The sequence below is a fragment of the Klebsiella sp. 141240 genome, from assembly GCF_050600805.1.
Lineage (GTDB): Bacteria > Pseudomonadota > Gammaproteobacteria > Enterobacterales > Enterobacteriaceae > Klebsiella > Klebsiella aerogenes.
The window spans coordinates 442574-462892 of sequence record NZ_JAQIRK010000003.1; the positions used below are offsets into that span (position 1 = coordinate 442574).

21 protein-coding genes are annotated in these 20319 nt (G+C 56.1%); 11 read left to right on the top strand and 10 right to left on the bottom strand.

The annotated features are described in order from the left end of the window. Nucleotides 1-6: 6 nt before the first annotated feature. Nucleotides 7-216 carry a hypothetical protein gene (locus tag PGQ95_RS07890; RefSeq protein ID WP_430917614.1) on the top strand — a complete coding sequence of 70 codons (210 nt, stop codon included), beginning with the start codon at nt 7-9 and terminating at the stop codon, nt 214-216. 87 nt (nt 217-303) lie between these two features. On the opposite strand, the gene hpxZ is transcribed toward PGQ95_RS07890, so the two are convergent. The 4 genes from hpxZ to hpxW are packed head-to-tail and all read right to left on the bottom strand — an operon-like array spanning nt 304 to nt 3866. After that, nucleotides 304-693: an oxalurate catabolism protein HpxZ gene (hpxZ, locus tag PGQ95_RS07895; RefSeq protein WP_430917616.1), complete on the bottom strand. Its 390-nt coding sequence runs from the start codon at nt 691-693 to the stop codon at nt 304-306. Then, the gene (locus PGQ95_RS07900; RefSeq protein WP_430917618.1) at nt 690-2087 is read right to left on the bottom strand and encodes an AtzE family amidohydrolase; all 1398 of its coding nucleotides are present in this window, start codon (nt 2085-2087) and stop codon (nt 690-692) included. Before PGQ95_RS07900 ends, hpxZ begins: the two co-directional genes overlap by 4 nt. Continuing rightward, nucleotides 2084-2272 carry an oxalurate catabolism protein HpxX gene (hpxX, locus tag PGQ95_RS07905; RefSeq protein ID WP_430917620.1) on the bottom strand — a complete coding sequence of 63 codons (189 nt, stop codon included), beginning with the start codon at nt 2270-2272 and terminating at the stop codon, nt 2084-2086. The genes PGQ95_RS07900 and hpxX overlap by 4 nt, the downstream gene beginning before the upstream one ends. 10 nt (nt 2273-2282) lie before the next feature. After that, nucleotides 2283-3866, bottom strand: coding sequence for an oxamate amidohydrolase (gene hpxW / locus PGQ95_RS07910; RefSeq protein WP_430917622.1), 1584 nt, complete (start codon nt 3864-3866; stop codon nt 2283-2285). Between the two features lie 178 nt (nt 3867-4044). On the opposite strand from hpxW, the gene hpxU reads away from it, so the two are divergent. From hpxU to hpxK, 7 genes are all read left to right on the top strand, one after another. Further along, the gene (gene hpxU, locus PGQ95_RS07915; protein ID WP_430917624.1) at nt 4045-4884 is read left to right on the top strand and encodes a MurR/RpiR family transcriptional regulator HpxU; all 840 of its coding nucleotides are present in this window, start codon (nt 4045-4047) and stop codon (nt 4882-4884) included. Between the two features lie 212 nt (nt 4885-5096). After that, entirely contained in the window at nt 5097-5882 is a 786-nt protein-coding gene (locus PGQ95_RS07920) for a transporter substrate-binding domain-containing protein (protein ID WP_032712624.1), read from the top strand. Between the two features lie 9 nt (nt 5883-5891). Then, the gene (locus tag PGQ95_RS07925) at nt 5892-6557 is read left to right on the top strand and encodes an amino acid ABC transporter permease (protein WP_430917626.1); all 666 of its coding nucleotides are present in this window, start codon (nt 5892-5894) and stop codon (nt 6555-6557) included. Next, nucleotides 6557-7213, top strand: coding sequence for an amino acid ABC transporter permease (locus PGQ95_RS07930; RefSeq protein ID WP_032715563.1), 657 nt, complete (start codon nt 6557-6559; stop codon nt 7211-7213). The genes PGQ95_RS07925 and PGQ95_RS07930 overlap by 1 nt, the downstream gene beginning before the upstream one ends. Continuing rightward, nucleotides 7194-7931, top strand: coding sequence for an amino acid ABC transporter ATP-binding protein (locus PGQ95_RS07935; protein WP_015705410.1), 738 nt, complete (start codon nt 7194-7196; stop codon nt 7929-7931). The genes PGQ95_RS07930 and PGQ95_RS07935 overlap by 20 nt, the downstream gene beginning before the upstream one ends. A 14-nt stretch (nt 7932-7945) precedes the next feature. Then, nucleotides 7946-9187 (top strand): pyridoxal-phosphate-dependent aminotransferase family protein, encoded by a 1242-nt coding sequence (locus tag PGQ95_RS07940; RefSeq protein ID WP_348854667.1) that lies wholly within the window; start codon nt 7946-7948, stop codon nt 9185-9187. After that, on the top strand, nt 9184-10410 hold the full coding sequence (gene hpxK, locus PGQ95_RS07945; protein WP_430917629.1) for an allantoate amidohydrolase: 1227 nt from the start codon (nt 9184-9186) through the stop codon (nt 10408-10410). The genes PGQ95_RS07940 and hpxK overlap by 4 nt, the downstream gene beginning before the upstream one ends. Before the next feature lie 43 nt (nt 10411-10453). Here hpxK and PGQ95_RS07950 read toward each other — a convergent pair whose 3' ends face one another. Further along, the gene (locus tag PGQ95_RS07950) at nt 10454-11842 is read right to left on the bottom strand and encodes an MFS transporter (protein ID WP_430917631.1); all 1389 of its coding nucleotides are present in this window, start codon (nt 11840-11842) and stop codon (nt 10454-10456) included. Between the two features lie 130 nt (nt 11843-11972). Between PGQ95_RS07950 and PGQ95_RS07955 the strand changes: the two genes are divergently transcribed. Next, on the top strand, nt 11973-12896 hold the full coding sequence (locus tag PGQ95_RS07955; RefSeq protein WP_213794055.1) for a LysR family transcriptional regulator: 924 nt from the start codon (nt 11973-11975) through the stop codon (nt 12894-12896). On the opposite strand, the gene PGQ95_RS07960 is transcribed toward PGQ95_RS07955, so the two are convergent. From PGQ95_RS07960 to PGQ95_RS07980, 5 genes are all read right to left on the bottom strand, one after another. Further along, entirely contained in the window at nt 12879-13430 is a 552-nt protein-coding gene (locus PGQ95_RS07960) for a LuxR C-terminal-related transcriptional regulator (RefSeq protein ID WP_087860773.1), read from the bottom strand. The two genes, PGQ95_RS07955 and PGQ95_RS07960, sit on opposite strands and share 18 nt — an antisense overlap. A 10-nt stretch (nt 13431-13440) precedes the next feature. After that, complete coding sequence (locus tag PGQ95_RS07965) at nt 13441-14598, bottom strand: CfaE/CblD family pilus tip adhesin (RefSeq protein ID WP_213794056.1); 1158 nt, start codon at nt 14596-14598, stop codon at nt 13441-13443. 1 nt (nt 14599) lies between these two features. Continuing rightward, complete coding sequence (locus PGQ95_RS07970) at nt 14600-17317, bottom strand: TcfC E-set like domain-containing protein (RefSeq protein WP_430917634.1); 2718 nt, start codon at nt 17315-17317, stop codon at nt 14600-14602. A gap of 74 nt (nt 17318-17391) precedes the next feature. Beyond that, a complete protein-coding gene (locus tag PGQ95_RS07975) occupies nt 17392-17898 on the bottom strand; it encodes a CS1 type fimbrial major subunit (RefSeq protein WP_087860770.1) in 507 nt (168 codons plus the stop codon). Between the two features lie 76 nt (nt 17899-17974). Further along, nucleotides 17975-18724, bottom strand: a complete 750-nt coding sequence (locus PGQ95_RS07980) for a fimbrial protein (RefSeq protein ID WP_213794058.1) — start codon at nt 18722-18724, stop codon at nt 17975-17977. A gap of 302 nt (nt 18725-19026) precedes the next feature. On the opposite strand from PGQ95_RS07980, the gene PGQ95_RS07985 reads away from it, so the two are divergent. Together PGQ95_RS07985 and PGQ95_RS07990 are read left to right on the top strand one after the other, a co-directional pair. Then, complete coding sequence (locus PGQ95_RS07985; RefSeq protein WP_430917637.1) at nt 19027-19782, top strand: winged helix-turn-helix domain-containing protein; 756 nt, start codon at nt 19027-19029, stop codon at nt 19780-19782. Then, nucleotides 19779-20255 carry a hypothetical protein gene (locus PGQ95_RS07990; protein ID WP_113373392.1) on the top strand — a complete coding sequence of 159 codons (477 nt, stop codon included), beginning with the start codon at nt 19779-19781 and terminating at the stop codon, nt 20253-20255. The genes PGQ95_RS07985 and PGQ95_RS07990 overlap by 4 nt, the downstream gene beginning before the upstream one ends. Nucleotides 20256-20319: the final 64 nt, after the last annotated feature.

Genomic DNA, 20319 nt, shown 5'->3' on the forward strand with positions numbered 1-20319 from the left:
GACCCATTGCGCCGTTATTTTGTCGGGTGGCGGCTAACGCCTTACCCGACCTACGGTCATTACGACCTGCCTAATGTCTTCACCGCGCTGGCTGAAACTGCCGGTGTTGGTAGCCTCAAAATCCCCGGTGGCGCTGCCGCTTACCGGGGCTACAGCACAATGCGATTTGGTAGCCCGGAGAAGGCGCAACGCGCCGCGTCCGGGAAAACCTCTTAAAAAAGTTGCAAATCGATAACAGTATCTACGCCGGCATGTGATCTGTAGGCCTGCTAAGCGCAGCGCAAGCAGGGGGCGACAACGGCATCAATGTCCCATCAAACTAACCTGTGCGGCAACGATACGCCAGCCGCAGGAAAAACGAACCCAGGTTTGCTGCTGACGGCCGATACGTTCGCTGCCTTCACGGGTGAACTCGGTACTGCATACCGCATAATCCTCTCCATAGGTGGTGATCACCGTATGGCGTAACTCCCGCGCAAGCCCTGCGGCAGGGCGTGCGGCGCGGAAGGCGCGGATCTCATCAATACCATACAGATTCTCTCCGGCGCCGAGGCGAACCGTGCGCGTATCGTGCCAGAACAACGCATCCAGCACCGCGATATCGTTACTCACCAGCGCCTGTTCATAGCGATAAAAAGCCGCCGTTACTTCGGCGACCACCTGCGGAATATTGATTTCTTGCGACGCGATCATGCGGCTACCTCCACCGGGCGGGAATCGGTCATTCCCATCGCTTCCAGCGCATAGGCGGCGCGCAGACAGGCCTGTTCATTAAACGGTGCGGCAATTAACTGCACCCCGACAGGTAGCCCTGTCGCGGTACGTAGCGGGACGGTTACCACCGGCAGACCGATAAAGGAGATTGGTTGAGTGAGCATGCCCATGCTGGCGCGTATCGGTAAAGACTCGCCGTTGATCTCCATCGTCTGCTCGCCAATAAGCGTGGCGCTGCATGGTGTTGCCGGGGCGATGAGCACGTCGGCATGGGTGAATAGCGACGCGACTTGCTGCTGGGCGTGCCGACGGAAGCGCTGCGCCTGCAGGTACCAGGCGGAAGGGATCATCGCACCCGCCAGCAGACGTTCGCGCGAGTGCGGTTCAAAGCGCTCCGGCTCACGCCGTAAGGCTGGCAGGTACTGGTTTCCGCCTTCAGAAGCGCTAATGATAAAAGCAGAAGCGCGCGCCAGCTCCGCCTCGGGGAAGAGATACTCTTCAGAGGCTTCGAGATAGCGGGCGACGCGAGCCACCGCCGCGCGGGCATCGTCATCGCACCAGCGGCTGAAATAGCCGCCTAAAACCGCGCAACGCAGCCCCTGGAGGCTATATTGCAGATGCGGCGTAGCTGGGGTGACGCCGCGTTCGGCCTGAAAACCGTCATTAACGTCTCGCCCCTGAAGAACATCGTAGACTGTGGCTAAATCCTCTACCGTACGGGCAAACGGACCAATATGATCGAGGCTGGGAACAAAAGGGTGGCTGCCGGTACGCGACAGACGGCCGAAGGTTGGCTTGAGACCAAAAATCCCGCTCAGGGATGCCGGAACGCGAATCGAACCATTGGTGTCGCTACCGAGCGAGAAATTAACCAGCCCGGCGGCGACCGCCGCCGCTGAGCCGCCGGAGGATCCGCCGGCAATGCGGTTAAGATCGTGCGGATTGCGCGTCGCGCCATAGTGGCTGTTTTCCGTAGTAAAACCGTAAGCATAGGCGTCCATATTCAGCATCCCGCTGAGCAGGCCGCCTGCGGTATGGATTTGACTTACCGCCCAGCTATCGACGCGGGCAGGCGGGTTATTGCTGAACAGTTGCGCGCCGGCGAGGGTGGTTTCTCCCGCGACATCAAACAGATTTTTGACCGCGTAGGGAATGCCTGCCAGCGCAGGCAGCGGCTGATTCGTGCGCCGTAGGGCATCAATGGCGTCCGCTTCGTCGAGCATCCGTTTCCCGGTGACAGTCGTCCAGGCATTGAGCAGTGGGTTACTTTGCGCAATATCATCAAGCGTCTGGCGAGCCACCTCTCTGGCGCTAAATTCACCGCGACTCAGCGACTGCTGAATGTCGGCAATGGTCATCTGATGTAGCTTCATGCTTTATACACTCCGGCGATTTCCAGACGCTGATCGAGCGGATAGGCCATCAGCGGTTCAGCCATATCGGCAATGCGGCGAAATTGCGCCAGCAGCTCAGCGCGGCGCGATTCATCCAGTTCAAGGGTGAGGATCTGTTCCATCTGTAGAAGCCAGTCGCGCCACTCTTTTTCGGTTTGTTTCATGCTTCTCCCCCTAATAGCCAGCGGCGGTGCCGTTACTGCGCGGGTCAGACGCGCCTTCAAACAGGCCGTCAGGATGGCGGACAATAGCCCCGGCATGTCCCATGGCCTCGCTGAAGTCGGCCAGTACCTCAACCTCATGCCCCAGGTCCCTGAGCCGGGCGAGGGTTTGCGGCGCAAAGCGGCCTTCTACTTTTAGTGAGTCCGAGGTCTGTCCCCAGGTGCGTCCAAGCAGCCAGCGCGGACGAGAAATACTCTCCTGAAGCGGGACATTCTGCAGGATATAGCGGGTGAAAAGCGCCGCCTGCGTTTGCGGCTGCCCGTCGCCGCCCATTGAGCCATAAACCATCACCCGGCCATCGTTCAGGCGCGCGGCGGCGGGATTAAGGGTATGGAAGGGTTGCTTGCCCGGCGCCAGGGCCAGCAAATGCGCCGGGTCGAGGCTGAACGACGCACCGCGGTTTTGCCAGACAATACCGCTGTCCGCCAGCACCACGCCGCTGCCAAACTCATGATAGAGACTCTGGATAAAGGAAACCGCCAGCCCGCTACTATCCATCACGCCCATCCAAACGGTATCGCCGGGGCCTTTGCCTGCGCCCCATGGCGCGGCGCGCTGGTCGTCGATCTTCTCCGCCAGCGGTTGTAACGCCTGCGGGGACAGCAGGCTTTGAATATCCACGTCCAGATGCTGCGGGTCGGTAATATGTTTATCTCGCAGGCTAAAGGCCTTTTTTGTCGCTTCCACGATACGGTGGATGGTCTGCGCATCGTCGGCCTGTTCCATCGCCAGCCGGTCAGTGATGCCGAGGATGGCCAGCGATACCAGCCCCTGCGTCGGCGGCGCCAGGTTCCATAACTCACCGTGTTGATGCTGTAGCCGCAGTGGTTGCGGACGGCGCGCGCGATGCTGGCGCAGATCGTCAAGCGTAATAGGCAGGCCATAACGGGCCATGCCGGCCGCCAGTTGTTCCGCCAGAGAGCCGCGATAGAAACTATCAAGCCCTTCCGCAACCAGCCGTTTTAGCGTGGAGGCCAGCGCAGGCTGACAAAAGCGGCTGCCGCTTTGCGGAGGGCGGCCATTGACCAGAAAGGTCTCAGCGAAGCCCGGCTGGCGCTGAAGTTCATCTAATTTTCCGGCGGTGGCGCTGGCTTGCGAGGCGGTCACCGGAATACCGTTATCGGCATAGCCAATCGCGTCCTGTAACAGGCGCGAAAGCGGTAGTGATTTACCGGTCAGCGAGTGTGAAACTTTCAGCGCCTCATCCCAGCCGCTGACGGTGCCGGCGACGGTCAGGGCGGATTGCGGGCCGCGATGCGGGATGTGCGTTAGCCCGGCATAGGCTTCCGGCGTCGCCAGTGAACCCGCGGCGCCGCTGGCGTCAATGGCGATCGGATCGCCCTGCGGCGGCACGATCAGCCAGAATCCATCGCCGCCAAGACCATTCATATGCGGATAGACCACCGCGATGGTCGCGGCGGCGGCGACCATCGCTTCTATTGCGCTTCCGCCTTCGCGCAGCACGGACAGCGCGCTTTGGCTAGCCAGATGATGGGGGGCGACCGCCATCCCCTGGGTCGAGAAATGACTCTGCATAACTTATCCTCGTAACGAATCGTACAGCCACTGCTGCGAATGCTGTCCGTGCAAAAGCTGTTCCACTTTGAAAAGAAAGTTTCAATGATGCGGCGGCCGTTTGTCTTTTCTCATTGTGGCATGCATTGTGAAGGGGGTTAGCGGTATAGTTCAGTGAAACAAAAGTTACAGAGGCGCTATGGAACAACTCGATGAACGGCTGAAAGCGCAATATGCGTCGTTATCCCCCCAGGAGCAGCGGGTGGCGGATTTCATTGTCGACCACTTTGACGACCTGATAAGCTACAACAGCGCCGAGCTGGCCCAACTGAGCGGGGTATCAAAAGCGACGGTAAGCCGCCTGTTTAAACGGCTGGGATATGAAAAGTATCGCGATATGCGCGATGAGCTGCGCACGTTACGCCAGAGCGGGATGCCGTTGACCGATCATCGCGAGGCGGTGCAGGGTAATACGCTGCTGGCGCGGCATTATAAACAGGAGATGGCAAACCTGACGCAGTGGGTAAACGCGCTGGATGCCCGCCAGTTTGCCGAAGCCATTAACGCGCTGGTGAAAGCCAGGCGCGTCGTCATTATTGGGATGCGTAACTCCTGGCCGCTGGCGCTGCATTTGCGCCAGCAGTTACTTCAGGCGCGCGGGCAAGTGGTGGTGCTGCCGCAACCGGGGCAAAGTTTCAGTGAAGAGCTGGTCGATTTAAGCGCGGAAGATATCGTGGTGGTGATGGCGTTTCGCCGTAGGCCGCGAATTATTCGTCCTCTGATGCAGCAACTGCAACAGCGGGGAGTTCCGCAGCTGCTAATCTGCGAGCCGCAGGCGCATAGCCTGTTTACTCTGGCCCGCTGGCGGCTTTGCGCCCCGCTGGACAGCGTGTCGGCTTTCGACAGCTACGCATCGGCCAATAGTCTTATCAACCTGCTGGCGAACGCCTTGCTACATGAAATTCTCGATAGCGGTCGCCCGCGCATTCATGACATCGCCACGTTATACCAGCAGTTGGATGAGCTTGAACAACGATAATGGGGAGCCAGTCTGGTGCTTTGCACCTTTTTGGTGCCAAAGTGCGGTAAGGAGAAGGGCGACTCTTCTTACCGCCATGGTTAATATTCGCGTCATTTCTCGCTAAAAGCCGATTAAGCAGCGCAAATTTCTTTTGTCCGTATCTGGCACATTAGTTGCAGAAGTTTATTTAAAGAATCTTTTGTTTCATACTAACGTAACGGGTAATGATGATGAAAAAACTGCTGATTGCGCTGACCGGGGTCGCTTGTCTGTTGACACAAATCACCGCCGCACACGCGGACCAACTCCAGGATATTGAAAAACGCGGGGTGATCCGCGTCGCCGTTCCCCAGGATTTCCCGCCGTTTGGTTCTGTCGGCACCGATCTCCAGCCACAGGGGTATGACATTGATATGGCCCGCTATCTGGCAAAGCAGATGAAGCTAAAACTGCAGCTGGTTCCGGTGAGCAGCGCCAACCGGGTACCGTATCTGCAGACCGATAAAGTGGATCTGGTGATCTCAAGCCTGGGTAAGAACGCCGAGCGTGAAAAGGTCATCGATTTCAGCCAACCCTACGCGCCGTTTTTCCTTGGCGTCTTCGGCCCGCAGGGAGCTGCCCTGAAAGACGCAGCCGAACTGAGCGGTAAGAGTATCGGCGTGACCCGCGGCGCGGTGGAGGATATGGTGCTGACCAGCATTGCGCCGAAAGCGGCGCAGATTAAGCGTTACGAAGATAACAACACCACGCTGTCGGCCTGGCTTTCTGGTCAGGTGCAATACGTGGCGACGGGTAATCTGGTGGTGGCGGCTATCTCACGGCAAAACCCGGCGAAAGCCCCGGTCGCCAACTTTATGCTTAAGGATTCACCGTGCGTGATTGGCCTGAAAAAAAATGAACCGGCGCTGAAGGAAAAGGTGAATGCCTTAATCGCGCAGGGCATTAAGGACGGCACCCTCAATACGTTATCGCAGCAGTGGCTGAAAGCGCCGTTGCCCAGCGACTTTGCCGCTTAAGGTACGGCGATGACGGAGCAATTACATTTTTCCGCGCTCTGGCCTTATTGGCCGGAGCTCGTGGCGGGACTCTGGGTCACTATCCAACTCACGGTACTCGCCACGCTCGGCGGCCTGGCTATCGGGATCATCGGTGCCGCTCTGCGTAGCGGACGGACAAGCTGGCTGAGTCGGATATGGGGGGCTTACGTTGAGGTTATCCGTAATACGCCGTTCGTGGTTCAACTGTTCTTTATTGTCTTCGGCCTGCCGAATCTGGGATTGAAGATGACGGCGGGCGAAGCGGCGCTGCTGGCGATGATCGTCAACCTGGGCGCCTACAGTACGGAGATCGTCCGCGCCGGGATCCAGGTGACGTCAAAAGGGCAGTGGGAGGCCGGCCGGGTACTGGGGCTCAGCCGGAGTCAGACCTTTATTCAGGTGGTTTTACCGCCGGCGTTGCAGCGTATTTATCCGGCGCTGGTGAGCCAGTGCATTATCGTAATGCTCGGATCGTCGGTAGTATCGCAGGTCTCTTATGAAGAGCTGACCTTTGCCGCCAACTTAATTCAATCGCGAACGTTTTTGAGCTTCGAGGTGTATCTGGTGACGACCGGTCTCTATTTAGCGTTATCGATAGCGATGCGCCAGCTGCTAATGGCGGCTGGACGTAGATGGCTGAGGGTACAGGCATGATAACAACCTTTACCGACTGGGACATCGTACGCAACCTGCTGCTGGCCGGACGCTGGACCGTGCTGCTATCGCTGACGGCCTTTATTGGCGGCGCGCTGGTGACATTACCGCTGTTGCTGCTGCGCCTGCGGGGTAAATTGTGGGTGCAGCGCCTCATTCGCGGCTATATCGAGCTATTTCAGGGGACGCCATTGCTGATGCAGCTGTTTCTCGCCTTTTTCGGCGTGGCGTTATTCGGGATCGATGTGTCGCCATGGACCGCCGCCGCGCTGGCGCTGACCCTCTATACCAGCGCCTTTTTGCTGGATATCTGGTACGGCAGTATTCGGGCCTTGCCGAAAGGACAGTGGGAGGCATCGCGTTGCCTGGGATTAAATTTCACCCAGACGTTATGTCGCGTGGTGGCGCCGCAGGCGGTGCGTATCGCCATCGCTCCCACCGTGGGTTTCGCCGTACAGGTAATAAAGGGCACCGCGCTGGCGTCGATTATCGGTTTCGTCGAGCTCACCAAGGCTGGCACCATGCTCACCAACGTGACATATCAGCCGTTTAAAGTTTTCGCGCTGGTCGCGCTGGGCTACTTCATCTTGTGTTATCCGCTGTCCCGTTACAGCCGCTATCTGGAGAATAAATTCAATGCCGCTCATCACCATTAATCAGGTGCAGAAATTCTACGGCGATAATCACGTGCTGAAGGGAGTTGATCTCGATATCAATATGGGTGAGGTGATCTCCATCATCGGCCGAAGCGGCTCGGGGAAAAGCACCTTATTGCGCTGCATTAACGGGCTGGAGGGGTACCAGGAAGGCAGTATTAAGCTCGGCGGCATGACCATTACCGACAGCGATTCGCAGGCGCGGGAGATTAGCCGCTCCGTTGGCATGGTATTCCAGAACTTCAATTTATTTCCGCATATGACGGCGCTGGAAAACGTGATGCTGGCGCCGCGGCGGGTATTGAAAAAAAAACCTGCCGAATGCCGCGAACTGGCGCAGCAAATGCTGGTTAAAGTCGGGCTTGGCGATCGGCTGGATTTCTATCCCTCCAGCCTCTCCGGCGGGCAACAGCAGCGGGTAGCTATCGCCCGCGCGCTGGCGATGTCGCCAAAAGTTTTACTCTGTGACGAAATCACCTCCGCGCTGGATCCGGAACTGGTGGGCGAGGTGCTCAAAGTGCTGGAACAGCTGGCCGCGGAAGGAATGACGCTGATTCTGGTTACTCATGAAATGAATTTTGCCCGTGAAGTCGGCGACCGGGTGGTGTTTATGCACCAGGGGCGAGTCTGGGAGCAGGGCGACAGCAAAACGCTGTTCAGCCAGCCGCAAACCAATGAACTCAAACAATTTATCTCCTCCGTGCGCGGACTGAATTAATAAAGGAATCTACGATGGATATCGCTCAATTTTCACCAATCAATCCTCCGCATCGTCTGCTGATGGGGCCGGGGCCGATCAACGCCGACCCGCGCGTCCTGCGCGCGATGTCCAGCCAGCTTATCGGCCAATACGATCCGGCAATGACGCACTATATGAACGAAGTCATGGTGTTATACCGCGGGGTATTCCGCACCAGCAACCGCTGGACCATGCTGGTGGATGGCACCTCACGAGCGGGGATTGAAGCCATTCTGATCTCCGCGATCCGCCCCGGCGACAAAGTACTGGTGCCGGTATTTGGCCGCTTTGGCCATCTGTTATGTGAAATTGCTCGCCGCTGCCGGGCGGAAGTGCATACCATTGAGGTGCCGTGGGGTGAAGTGTTCTCTCCCGAGCAGATTGAAGATGCGATCAAACGGGTGCGTCCACGTATGCTGCTGACGGTGCAGGGAGACACCTCGACCACCATGCTGCAGCCGCTGGCGGAGCTGGGCGAGATCTGCCGTCGTTATGATGTGCTGTTTTATACCGACGCCACCGCCTCATTGGGCGGCAATGCGCTGGAGACCGATGCCTGGGGGCTGGATGCGGTATCGGCGGGAATGCAAAAGTGCCTCGGCGGCCCCTCCGGCACCTCGCCCATTACCCTGAGCCCGCGGATGGAAGAGACTATTCGTCGACGTAAATGCGTTGAGCAGGGGATCCGCACCGCCGAGCACCTTGATGGCGTCGATGAGATGGTTTACTCCAACTATTTCGATCTCGGGATGGTGATGGATTACTGGGGGCCAGAACGCCTTAACCATCATACTGAAGCGACATCCGCACTGTTCGCCGCCCGCGAATGCGCGCGCCTGATGCTTGAAGAAGGGCTCGATAACGGCATTGCCCGCCACAAACTACACGGCGACGCGCTGGTGAAAGGGATTCAGGCGATGGGGCTGGAAATTTTTGGCGACCTGCAACACAAAATGAATAACGTACTGGGCGTGATCATCCCGCAGGGCATTAATGGCGACCAGGTACGCCAACTGATGCTGGAAGATTTCGCCATTGAGATTGGCACCTCATTCGGCCCGCTGCACGGCAAAGTGTGGCGTATAGGCACAATGGGTTACAACGCGCGCAAAGATTGCGTCATGACCACCCTCAGCGCGCTGGAATCAGTACTCAATTACCTGAAATTCCCCACCACGCAAGGGGCAGCCATGCAGGCGGCGTGGGATCATTATCGCAGCGAGAAACCGCTATGAACCTGGCCGCAGCGCGAGTGATGGCGCGGGCAGAGAGATTAGCGGCGATAAGCGAAACGCCGGAAGGCCTGACGCGGGTTTACCTTTCGCCACAACATCTTGAAGCTAATCAGCAGGTTGCCCACTGGATGCGTCAGGCAGGCATGATTGTCTGGCAGGACAGCGTCGGTAATATTTGTGGGCGCTATGAAGGCAGAGAAGAAGGGGCGCCGGCGATTTTGCTCGGATCGCATCTCGATACGGTACGCAACGCCGGGCGATATGATGGCATGTTGGGGGTGTTAGCCGCCATTGAAATGGTGCAGAGCTTACATAATCAGGCGCGCCGCCTGGCGCAGGCCATCGAAATCGTCGGCTTCTGCGATGAAGAAGGAACGCGCTTTGGTATCACGCTATTGGGCAGCAAGGGGCTGACGGGAAGCTGGCCGCAAACCTGGCTGGACCAGCGCGATGCCGAAGGCATTAGTCTGGCGCAGGCGATGGTCAACGCCGGGTTGGATCCATCACGCGTCCATTCAGCCTCGCGCCCGGCGGAAGATTTTTCCGCCTATCTGGAACTGCATATCGAGCAGGGGCCCAGGCTGGAACAGGCCGGTTCGGCACTCGGCGTGGTCGAGGCGATCAACGGCGCGCGGCGGCTCAATTGCTGTTTTACCGGCGAGGCAGGTCATGCAGGCACGGTGCCGATGGACCAGCGCCGGGACGCGCTTGCCGCCGCCGCGGAGTGGATGCTGTATATTGAGAGCACGACGCGCCAGCAGGGAGGCAACCTGGTCGCCACCGTCGGGACATTGCGCTGCTCGCCGGCGGCGGTCAACGTCATTCCCGGCGAGGCCGCGTTGACTCTGGATATCCGCGGTCCGCAGGATCAACCGCTCGATGCATTACTGGAGTCATTGCTGGCGGCCGCCGCAGAGATTGCCGGGCGTCGCGGCCTGCAGTTTGCCGCTGAGGAGTTCTATCGCATAGCGGCAACCGCCTGCGATCCGCGATTACAGGCGGTGATTGCCGAAGCGGTATGCGAGGTACAGGGCGCGGCATTGACGCTGCCAAGCGGCGCCGGACATGATGCGATTGCCATTGCGGAACGCTGGCCGGTAGGGATGTTATTTGTGCGCTGTAAAGGGGGAATTAGTCACCATCCGGCGGAAGCGGTCAGCGAAGCCGATGTCGAACTGGCGATTGATGCCTTCAGCCGGGCGGTGATAAAAATTGCCGGGTAAATCACTAACGGGCGCATCCTCTTTTCGGGGATGCGCCGCAGACTTATCTCGCCCCTGCAGGAGAAGCTATTTTCCGCAGTCGGCTGGCGCTGACGGCCGCCGACAACGCCGAGGCCGCGGCGGCAATCCACAGCGCAAGATGAACGGCGCTTTCGTCTTTTGCCAACAGTACGCCCATCACGGCGGCGCCCAGACACTGCCCGAACGTGCGCATGATGGATAAAACGCCCGAGGCATAGCTCGCCTGTTCGCGACTCACGTTTGACAGCATTTCCCGGTTATTCGGGCTCTGGAAGCAGCCAAAGCCAATACCGCATAGCAGGCTCCGCAGGCAGATATCCCACGCGGCGGGCGTAGCGGGGAGCATCGCCAGAAGGATTAAACCCGCGACAAAAATCATCAGTCCCAGCGTCGAGATGAGCGGAGCGGAGATTGAGTCCGCCCAGCGGCCGGCGTGCGGTGCGATCAGCACTATCCCTAATGGCCACGGAGTAAACAGCAGCGCTGAGAGCACCGGACTATAGCCATACTCGTTCTGGAACAGGAACGGCAGGGCAATAAAAGTGATCCCCTGGCTTACGAAGGCGATCAGCGATGTAAAGGCCGAAAGGGTAAAGCGTTCATTTTTAAACATCGCAGGCGGCAGCAGCGGGTTGTCCGTCTGCCGGATGCGCCAGATAAAGGCGGTGCCGCTTATCGCTGCGAGCAACGTCCAGTACAGACTATCGATATGCTGCGAAGCGCTCTGCATGCTATTCGCCGCCATGATCGTTGAACCCAATAGCAGCGCCGACAATATCGCTCCGGGAGTATCGAAAGCGGCTTGCCTGTCAACGGTCGGCCGCGGGAGCGATCTGACCGCCAGCAGTAGGGCGACGGTACCGGGGAGCACGTTTATTGCAAACAGCCATTGCCAGCTCAAAGTATGCAGGATCGTGCCACCCAATACCGGCCCGATGGCGGAGCTTGAAGCGATAAGCAGGGCGTGTATCCCGAGAATACGCCCCAGCAGTCGCGCCGGAAAAATGGAGCGCAATATGGCGGGTGCGATACTGAGCGTTGCCGCGCCGCCGATCCCCTGCAGCACCCGCATGCCGATGAGCAGCTCAGGCGTCGTCGCCAGCGCGCAACCTGCTGATGCCACAATAAATGTCGGCAGTCCGGCCAGAAACACCGGGCGGTAGCCGAAGCGCGCCGCCAGCGCGGCGAATATCGCCAGCGTCATCGCCGCCGCCAGCAGATACCCGTTGGCGAACCAGACGGCGGTACTGGCTGACGCCTGCAGTTCCTGCGCCATCGACGGCAGAGCAATGTTTACCATAGTGCCATCAAAGACGCCCATTAAGGTGGTGGTCATTACCGCGGCCATAACCCGCGCTCGCGCCGGGCCTGGCAGGCCGTCATCGCCAGGTTGGCTGGAAAATAGTGTCATCGTGTTGTCTCCTGCAGAGGATATCTGGATGACGAAACTATAAAGATGGCTTTTACCGGGCGGAAGGCGCACCATTTACACTCTATAGTTGCATGAAACGCCTTATCTGAATGTTCCAGGAGTTGTGGTCATGTCAGACCCCGATTTTAATTTATTGATTGCACTCGATGTATTACTGAACGAAGCCAGCGTGGCGGGCGCAGCACGTCGTTTGAATCTCAGTACGTCAGCCATGAGCCGCACGCTAAGCCGGTTACGCGACGTCACCGGAGATCCGATACTGGTTCGCGCCGGGCGTAACATGGTGCTAACGCCGTGGGCGGAGGCGACCCGCGATCGCGCCCGTCGCGCGGTCCTCGAGGCGAAGGCGGTGCTGCAGCCAGCGGCCGAAGCGCTCAACGTACAAAATCTGGAGCGTCTTTTTACCATCAGGGCAAACGATGGTTTTGTGGTGGCGTTTGGCCCTTCGCTCATTGCGGCAGTAGCCGAAGCCGCGCCCAATGTCTGTCTACGCTTTGCGCCTAAGCCCGAAAAAACGTCACGCTATCTACGGGAAGGGCTGGTCGATCTGGAGATTGGCGTCCAGAGCAATATGGGGCCTGAAATACGTCTGCAACGACTGTTTGAAGATCGGTTTGTGGGGGTGGTGCGTAAGCGGCACCCGCTGGCCGCCCTGAGAGAGATAACCGTGGCGGATTATGTTGCCTGGGGGCATGTGGTGGCTTCACCTGAAGGTACACTGCACGGTTCGGTTGATGATGTGCTGGCCGAGCTCGGCATGAAACGCAAAATCGCCAGCGTCGTCCCCGGATTCCCGACCGCGCTGTCCGTGGCGCTGCAATCGGATCTTATCGCCATGATCCCCGCTCTCTATATAGTCAATCAGCAGGTCATGGAGCAGGTACATCTTTTTGAGCTGCCGTTTAAAAGCCGGCGGATTACCGTCTCGCAGATGTGGCACCCGAGAATGGAACGCGATCCCGCTCACCGCTGGCTCAGAGAGAAAATTGTGGCGATATGTCGCGTGGACAAGTCGTTACACCAGAAGCTGTAGAAGATTATTCGCATTGAGTTTCTTCAGGGCATTACATTTATAGGTCGAGACCTGTTTTTCACTCATCTTCGTCATATGCGCGACATATCTTACCGACTGCCCCTTAACCAGCCTGTCGAGGACGTTAAATTCCATCTCAGTCAGGCAACAACGCAGGGTGCGGATCCGCCTTGGCTCTTTAGATAACAGCCAGGCAGCATCCGCCACGGAGATGCGGTCATCAATGATATGCAACGTTAACGTTTCAAAACGCTTGCGCAGATAGGTGGCCAGCCCCCAGCTTTTTTCATTACACACCAGGTAGCCCGTTCCCTGCCAGCCATGGGCTTCGAGGGTAAGTAAAATATCAACCAGCGACTGATGCGTACCGGTAATGGAGAAACGGCAGCGAATAACAAGGGTGGTGCTCTCTAACAGTAAGGGCTGCCACTGCACCGTGCCGCTATGCACTTTCGTCTTAACGTTACGACGGAGAAGGGCGTAGCGCAGCCCCTCCGCATAAAAGCGATTATTATCAAGAACAACGTAGCTCACAGTAGCCTCTTTATAACGTACTGGGGGTATAGATAACGCGTAACGTACCGGTATAGTCACCCGCGTTTTTGCTGCTGGCGGCAAAGGCGGGGGTCTTCAGGGTAATGGGGGCCGGGATGCATAACACGCTTTCGCGGCCGCCCGGCAATACCACCTGGCGCAAATAGCGGCGATTATTGGTGCCCTCCCAGGTCAACGTTTTACCGTTAGCGGCAACTTCAGTTGCGCCGGTGGTCGGGTTGGTCACCAGCACCTGATAATCGAGACGATCTCTTGGGTCTGTCTGGCTGCCCCCTCGCCGCCGGATGGAGAATGCCCCTTCGGCACGCCCGGTCGCGTCAAGCCCATCGTCTTCAAAGCGTAGAAACGCCCGCGAACTGGTGCTGTTGTTGCCGTCATAGAGGCACATATCCAACGAGTTTTCGCCCTTAATTTCACTGCCGCCGGGTCTGCCGGGGAAATTGGTGAGGTTGAGGTTCACCACCGGCGTGGAGTGCGGAAATGCCGGTAAATAAATCTGCTGATTGCCCGGGTCGACCACCTCAATACGCAGGTTAGCCTGCCATTTGGCGATGGTGAGATAACCCGGACAACCAATATTGACGTTATTGAAGTCGCCGCCGCAGCTGGCGCTTCCCCATTCGCGCAAATCCTGCTTCAGCGTCGCCGTCCAGATACCGGCCTGATCGAGTTTATTTAATTCGCTACGAACGATGTAAAAATCGAAGTACGGCGCACTGTTCCAGGCTGACGCATCTACTGTTCCGCCCGTTACGTAGCTGGCGAAAACAAAGGTTTTGTTATTAATGAACATGTGGTGTTCACCATAGACTTTTACATCCACCGTCTTGTTGGTTATTGCGTGGGTAAAGCGCAGATTTATCGGATACGGCGCGGCCGGGTTCGCAGGAAACCATACCGGCGCGGTCATGCAGGCGCCATAGGTTGTGTCGGTACGTGACTGACAGGTCAGGGTATTTCGTCCCCATTTTTGCGGATCGCTCGTATCATAACCGCCGGATTCGTGCAGCCAGATATCCATCCGGGCAGGCGGAGACTGGCGATCGAAAGCAAACGCCACGCTGGTATTTCTGCCGGCAGGACTACCGGCCTGAGCCTCGGCAAAACAGATGCTGGCGAGCAGTAAAATCAAAAGACGCGTTATCACATCATTTTCCTGTAGAGAGAGTAGAGTTATTCATCGCCGTTGGGCTGACCGCCGGCGTACGGCCAGCCAGTAACAATTGCGCCTGCTGCTGCACGGTTTCCGGTAACGCGGAATAAGTCAGTTCTTCGCAGGTCACCGTGCCGACATAGCGCACGACGTCACGCATGGTCTTCACCTTCAGCGCACACTGGTAAAACTGTTGCTGTTTTACCAGGTAGAGCGACTGGATCAGGCTGTCGCTTTCCGCGCTAAAGCCGCCGTTACCCAAATCGCTCCAGCCGCTGACGTTAAGCGGCATACCGCCGATAAACGGCGTATGTTGTTCATCGGTCAACTGGCCAAGCCAGGTGTAACGCGTGGTGGTTTGCACCTCTCTGTGCAGCATTTTTCCTGGCACCATAAATACCGTTCTGCTTCCTGAGCCCTGCGTGATTTCACTGTTGGCGCCGTGGGAAATGTCCGTCGACTCATTAATAGTCAGCGTGGTTTGCTGATAGCCGGGCAGGGCGAACAACGCACGGGCGTTTGCCGGGATATCGGCGCTACCGCTGTTATCAAGCGATACAGCTATGCGAGAATCAGGAGTCGCTTCCGGTGTGGCGACATTGACCGCAATGGCTGACGCCGGGCGTCCGTCCCCCCAGCGGCCAAACCACAGGCCGGAACGAGATAACGCCAGCGTAGAACTATAGTTTCCGCTGCTGCTGAACCGGTGGCGATGATCCTGGCGATCCCACGAATCACTGACGGTCAAACTTCCGTTACCAAATCGGCCGCCCTGACGGGTATAGGCTGAAGTATTCAGCGAGTCGCTATTAATCCCGGATGCGTTGAGACCATACTCATTTTCACCGCGCGCATCGGTGTACCAGTTGTGCGCGACGTTATAGTTGAGCTGATTTTTTTCATGCTTCTGCTGTTGCCACGTGGCCCCCACCGAGGTGTAGCTGGAGGCATCGCCCTGACGATTATGTGCCAGCGACAGGCTTACGCTGAGGAAGCCGCCTTTATCCTTACCATCACCAGAATGATCGTTACGCATAAACAGGTTTATGCTGCTGTTGATATTCAATCCGCGGGTGCTGAACGCGTTGCTAAGTCCGGCCTGCCATGCCTGCGAACGGGAACGGGTCATATACACCGATTCCCAGGGCAAACCGTCGTCGCGCCGATCGTCATTATTCGGTAATTCGCGCCGCGAGACATAACGGCCTTCATTGCGGTTATCGGAATAACCCAGGTTGGCATACCACGAGCCGACAGGAACGGAGAACATCACCGAAAGGCTTCGGTAGCAACCATTCACCGCGTCAAATCCGGTACTGTTGGAATTACAGTTGTCGGCCGATAAGGCATTGCGATAAAAGCTCAGTGAAAAGCCATCGTTATAGCTGATTTGCTGGATATTGCCGCGTTGGCCATGGCTGCCATAAAGGTAGCTAAAGCGTGTGCTGAGTACCCCATCAATGGGGCCGGTATTGAATCCGCGGCTCCAGTCGACGGCGCTTTCCACAAAACGCTGGTTCTTTTTCACCGTTGCTCCGCTGGTGACCGCAAGCGTAGAAGTCACCGGCAGGCGAATGCCCGCTTGCGCCACGGCGCTGCGTTCGTCGCTCATATCGTCGTTATCGGTTTCACCGGCCTGCATAAACCACTCGACGCGGTCGAATGGCGTGATGCCGGTGCGGGTAAACGGAACCTGCTCGGTGCGGGTCAGGCGGTTGTTTTCATAAATCGCCAGCGTCACGGTATAGCTCCCGTCCGGAAACGAACGGGTGTCCAGGGTTTGCGCCCCGGCATTAAGATAAAAACTGGCCAGCAGTTGATTGCCTCGGCGGGCGTCTATACGCGCGTCATGGGAAAGCAGCACCGTAATAGGCGTTCCGCTGGACTGCTGCACGGGGTTGATCCACGCCCGCGTCGAGCCGGCACGCAAACCGCGAATTTTTCCAAGCGGTAACTGGCTGAGGTTGATATTGCCGCCCGCCGCGCTGAAGAGATCGCGCGTATCCATTTCCCCTAACTGCACGTAATATTCATGCCACAGATCCTGACGGAACCAGGCGTTATTGACCGTGATCTCCTGCTGCTGTTGATGGCGAGAGCGCTGCCCAAGCCAGGTCCAGTCGAGGTTAAAATACCCGTCCTCAGTCATGGCCAGCGCGCCATTTCCCTGCACGGTCATCGACTGATAGTTTTCGTCGGCCACGAAATTGATATTTTGCTGGTGGATCAACGCATTTTCAGTATTGCGCGTAGGCTGATACCACTGATTTTCCGCCGTTTGTTTGGGTAGATACTGCCTGTCGAAAAACAGGTTTATGCGCGCGTTGTTCTCGTCATAAATCAGGGCCACGCTTTTGGTGTCGATAAAATCGCAACCCGGCGCGGAACCATTGCTGCTGCAGGCGAGATTGCCGTTACGCGCAAGCGGAGAGGAAAGGGCGCCGGTCACAGAGGCGATCAAGGCAGGATCATCGTTGAACTGACGTTTAATTGCCGCGACAAGCGTTTCCGGCGCCACAAAGGTGACCGTTTCAAGCGTAATATCGGCTTCAAACAGTCCGAGCGACGCGCCATACAGACTGACTTCCGTCCACAGGCGCTGCGTTTTCGCCAGATCTTCAAAACCCGCAGGTACGACGATGCTGGCGCTGGCTAATTGAACGGAAGCGGGTAACAAAACGACAAAAAGAAGAGCATTTCTGTGAAAAGCCATGAACGAGCCTCGACGTCATCCTGACATCAGAGGGCAGGCGCCCTCTGATGTACTTCCTTATACGTATTATGGAGTTACGCGCCGCCTTCCGCGGTAGTCGCCTGAGTCAGCATCAGGCTAACCACGCCGCTGTACTGACCAGTTTTCAGAATGCCTTTGGTGGTCTGAGAGATGGTCAGCGGCAGGACCGCAGAACCGTTTTCAACGCTGCCCGGGAACAGTTCGCTGCCGGTAAATTCTGCATCGGTGGTGTTCAGGGTCTTATCGCCCAGTTTTACGGTCATCGGTACCGTCTCGGCGCCCTCGGCATTGGTCAGATTCGCGGCGCTAACCAGACGGACTTTGACGTTGCTGGTGGCTGAGTTCGACCAGATTTTGGTATTGAGACGGTAGCTTTCCAGCCCACGGCCCGGCAGATATTGCATATCGATGCTGGCTGGTAACGGCGTATTATCGGCTTGGGTCATATCCAACTGGGAATCGACGTTGGCATTAACCGTAATATCCTTCTGAATAGCCATTGCGCTGAACGCAGTAGACATCGCAGCAACGATCATCAGAGGTTTAATATATTTCTTCATTGATATCTCCATATTTATAAACGAGCTCCATTAGCTCTTTAAACAAACCACTCGTGGTTTTGACAGTGATGTCGTGTTATTGCACGACGGGTAAGTCTGCTTCTTCAGCTGTTTTATTAATCCAGTTGAAATAGCGGAATTTATATTTTTGGCCGCGAGCCTTAGCGAGCACTTTTAACTTTCGCTCAGTGTCAGGATAAATGGTCGCGTCTTCTTTAAACCATTGGCATTTATCATTAACATCGCATGCGCCAATTTCTTTCAACGGTACCCGCAACGTGCCATCATTTTTTAATGTTCCTGACGCGGGATTTATTCGCAGGGAAACCAGCGGCTTTTCCGGCGCCAAATGCACCAATGCTCCCCAGATAACGTTAACGCCGAGTTTGGCCGAAGCCGGCTTTCCCGCGGATGGTACGGGCAGAATGCTATCCGGCTGTTTTACACCTTCAAAATAAACGCGCCAGGTACTTTCTTTTTCAGGCGGCGTCAGAGATACCAGCCTCACGATACGTAATGCACCTGCCGCTAAAGCAAATTTTTCAGGGGTGACGACAACGCCTCCGTCTTTCCAGGCTGCCATCTCAACTTCTTTTTCCTGTGGCGTACCAGGATTAAGAATTTTCTTTTGCCTCACCCGAATGAACTGAATATCATCGCTTTTAGAGGCCACTCTGATTTGGGCCGTCCCGGAACTGTCGACGTTAAGTTCCATCGGGTAGACGCTCATATTGGCCTGTGTCATTTCTGCGAAAAATGACATCGACAGGGCGGCGAGATAAAGCGCAGTGGATTTGTTTACTCTGTTTTTTACTTTCACATTCATTCTGCCTGCTCTGAGTTCATGTACAACGTTTTGACACCACGACACCGTCTGCTTTCGTATCGCTTCAGGACAGGGAAACTTTAACCGGAACAGCAGGTTGTGAAAATTTGTATTAGTTAACTCAAAAAATACAGTTCTTTATCCTGCAATCCAGGCTTTAAAGTTGTATAGTTAAAAGAAAATGCCGCAACCCAGGATGGGGAGAAAATTCCTACTGATGAAAAAACAAGCTAATTCAGGAGGGGCTTTCTTGCCTGCAGTTACAGGGATAAAAAGCAAGCGGCAACAGCCGAGAATATAATATGTTTTTTATATGCAACAATTCGTTGTTATTTGATCCTGAAGCTCACACAATAAGTGTTGTTGGACAACCTGAATCCGTATTAACGCTTTCGGCGCCCGCCGTGCGTCTGTTACAGGAGTTTATTCGTCATAAAGGAAGCGAACTCAGCCGTGAGGAGTTGATTACCCGCGTATGGCAAGAGTTTGGTTTTACGCCCTCGGGAAATAATCTCAACAAAGCGATAAGTGAGTTACGCAAAAGTTTCCAGGCGTTGGGAGAACATCATGAATTGATTGTGACCATACCGCGATATGGTTTCCGGTTTGATGCGGATGTTATTTTTCAACCTGCGCAAAACAATTACGTCAGCGAACCTCAACCGAAGACACAAAAAACTGAAAAGTGGCAGCAGCGACCACGTCTGAAATGGTGGCTGGTATTTACGGCATTATTAGCGTCGGTATTCGGCATTGGTATAATTATTCGCCAGCAGCAGAATATAACGACTCCGCTAAAGCTAAAGCCCGTTGAGCAAAAAATTGCAAAATGTAGCATCTGGCTTATTAACGATCATGGGCGACCGCTGGTGCTATCTAAATTAGCCGCGTTGCTGGATAAAAACAACGTGGCGTGCCAGCGAGAGGAGTACAGCGTCTATTATTTCAGCGCTCGTTTTTCCCTTGTCGCGGCGGATGAAGTGTTTATCGGTGCATGCCCGGTCAATAAAGACAGTTTGTGTAAAACCATTCGTTATAAAAGCGGGGCTGAGAAATGAAAATTAAACTCATCGGCGGCCTCAGCATTTTTCTGTTAGGTGGCGCACTGGCGCTTTATTATTGTTCCACCGGTGTTGGTAAGCGGGATGTACTGGCCTGCAGTACAGTGTTTAATTTTACGCGCAACGAAGGTAAGGCCAGTGAAGTGCGGGTTAATACCGTTGCTCAGTTCTATTTTCACCGCGACGGCACTGGCCTGACAGCCTATAAAGGGGCCGCCTGGGCCAATGGCCAGAGCATGATCGTCGACAGAGACGTCGATTTTGTCTGGTCGCGTCGGGAGGATGATAAAGTGGTGGTATTGAGCTATACCAAAACCTGGCGCAGGCACAATGACAACACGCCGGATGCGCAATGGGGAAGCTTCGCCAATCCAACCGCCCGTTACTATCTGACCATCTCCGAGGTTTCGCCATCGGTGTGGCTGATCCAGGACCGACATTATCCCACTTATATATGCCGGGGTGATTAACACATAAACGAAGGAGAATACCGGTGGTATTCTCCTTTTACGGTTAGAGAATCTGCCGACAAGG